Origin of the sequence: Mycobacterium sp., assembly GCF_049280035.1 — a bacterium.
Taxonomy (GTDB): Bacteria; Actinomycetota; Actinomycetes; order Mycobacteriales; family Mycobacteriaceae; genus Mycobacterium.
This window is the reverse complement of sequence record NZ_JBAPPI010000822.1, coordinates 1-2,474: the sequence shown is the minus strand read 5'-3', so window position 1 is coordinate 2,474 and position 2,474 is coordinate 1. Positions and strand designations below refer to the sequence as shown.

General features: G+C 64.9%; 2 protein-coding genes. Both read right to left on the bottom strand.

Annotated elements, in window-relative coordinates; translation table 11 throughout:
* The coding region (gene secF / locus WAN71_RS26285; RefSeq protein ID WP_422228132.1) for a protein translocase subunit SecF at positions 1 to 1,218 on the bottom strand (1,218 nt) is incomplete at its 3' end.
* A gap of 4 nt (positions 1,219 to 1,222) precedes the next feature.
* Positions 1,223 to 2,474 (bottom strand): protein translocase subunit SecD (secD, locus tag WAN71_RS26280; protein ID WP_422228131.1); only part of this gene is annotated, 1,252 nt, incomplete at its 5' end.

Sequence of the window (2,474 nt, the reverse complement as noted above, 5' to 3'; positions counted from 1 at the left end):
GCCACCGCCCGCGACGGTTGCGGTGCGCGGCTCGCTGGGCTCGGCCGGCTCGTCCTTGGCCGGCGCGGCGCGGACTTGACTTTTTTCGGAGCCCTTTTCGGAGCCCTTTTCCGAGCCCTTTTCCGAGCCCTTTTCCGACGCCGGACCGCGGCGCCTGGCCACCCGCCGGTTGTGGGTTCGAACCAACTCGGTGCGTTCACGCAGGCTGACCAGCAGTGGGGTGGCGAAGAAGATCGACGAGTAGGTGCCGACGATGATGCCAACCAGCTGCACCAGCGCCAGGTCCTTCAGCGTGCCCACGCCCAGCAGCCACACCGCCACCACCATCAGCGCCAGCACTGGCAGCACCGAGATCAGGCTGGTGTTGATCGAGCGCATGAACGTTTGGTTGATCGCGAGGTTGGCCTCCTCGGCGAAGGTGCGCCGGGAGGTGTGCTGGAAGGCCTGGGTGTTCTCCTCGACCTTGTCGAACACGATGACGGTGTCGTAGAGCGAGAAACCCAGGATCGTCAGCAAGCCGATGACCGTGGCCGGGGTGACCTCGAAGCCCACCAGCGAATACACCCCGGCGGTGACGGTCAGGTCGAAACACATTGTCGTCAAAGCGGAGATCGCCATAAAGCGCTCGTAGCGGACGGTGATGTACAGGCTGACCAGCACCAGGAACACCACCAGCGCGATCACCGCTTTCTTGGTGATCTGACCGCCCCAGGTCGATGACACCGCCGAATCGGAGATCGACTGCTTACTGGGCTTACCGTCGGCGCCCTTGGGCTGGAATCTGTCAAACAAAGCGTTGCGCAGCTTGTTCGTATTGTCGTTGGACAACGTCCCGGAACGAACCTGCACCGTTGCCCCGGCGCCGTTGCCGACGATCACGACCGACTCCGGGTCGGTGCCCAATGTCTGCCGGAAAACTTGCTCCACCTGGCTGACCTGAGTATCTCCACGAGGGAACGACATCGTGGTGCCGCCCTTGAAGTCGATGCCAAAGGTGAAGCCGCGCAACACGATGCTGGCGATCGCGATCGCGACGATCGTGCCGCTGACCCCGTACCACAACCGGCGCCGGCCAATGACGTTGAACGCGCCGGTACCGGTGTAGAGGCGCGAGAAGAAATTGTGGCGGGGCAGATCGGCGCCGGTGTCGTCACCGGTTGGGCGGACGGCGGTTGCGGTGTCGTCGTCGAGTTCCACGGCGGTCGTCTCGTCGGCCATCTCGCTACCCCCGTCCCGTCGAAGAAACCGTGGAAGTCCTGGCCGCCATCGCCCGCCGCTCGCGCGCGACCCGCTGCACCGCGCCCAGGCCGTTGTATGCCGGCTTGGCCAACATCGTGGACTTGGATGCCAGGTACACCAGCGGCCAGGTCACCAGGAACACCACGAAGGTGTCGAGGATCGTGGTAAGCCCCAAGGTGAACGCAAACCCCTTCACCTGGTCGATCGCCAGGACATACAGCACGGCAGCGGCCAGGAAGGTCACCGCGTTACCGGACAGGATCGTCTTGCGGGCCCGTACCCAGCCACGCGGAACCGCCGAGCGGAACGAACGGCCTTCGCGGATCTCGTCTTTGATGCGCTCGAAGAACACCACGAACGAGTCGGCCGTCGTACCGATACCGATGATCAGACCGGCGATACCGGCCAGGTCGAGGGTGTAGTTCATCATGCGGCCAAGCAGCACGATGATCCCGAAAACCATTGCGCCGGAAGCCACCAACGACAACGCGGTCAGGAATCCCAGCAGCCGGTAGTACAGCAGCGAATACAGCAGCACCAGCGCCAGCCCGATCGCCCCGGCGACCAGGCCAGCCTTCAGCGACGTCAATCCCAGTGTCGCCGAGACGGTTTGGGCCTCCGATGATTCGAACGACAATGGAAGCGAACCGTATTTGAGGACGTTGGCGAGCTGGCGTGCTGTGCTCGCGGTGAACGGCGGGTCGCCGCCGGTGATCTGGGTGCGACCGCCCGGGATGGCTTCGCGGATCTGCGGCGCGCTGACCACCTCCGAGTCCAGGGTGAACGCGGTCTGGGTGCCGATGTGGGCGGCGGTGAAGTCCGCCCAGGTGTTGGCCGCCCCGCTCCTGAACTGCAGATCGACGACGTAGCCGCCGCTGCGTTGGTCCATGCCGGAGGTGGCGTCCGCGATCTGGTCGCCGGCGATGATCGACGGCGCCAACAGGTACGCCTGCTTGTGGTCCTTGTCGCAGGTCACCAGGGGCAGCTCGGGCTTGTCGTTGCCGGCCAGAATGTCTTCCTTGTTGCACTGGGTGACCCAGGTCATCAGCGCAAATCGCTGCACACGCGGGTCGGTGCTCTGCCGAAAACACCGCATTTCGCGTATGCGCTTAGCCAAGTCCATCCGCGGATCGGGCGGCCCGGGCGGCGCCGTGAAGGACGCACAATCCGCGTCCGGCGGGGCCGGTGCCGGCGTGGGCTGTGCCGGTGTAGGCGGTGGATCCAGCGGATAAGGC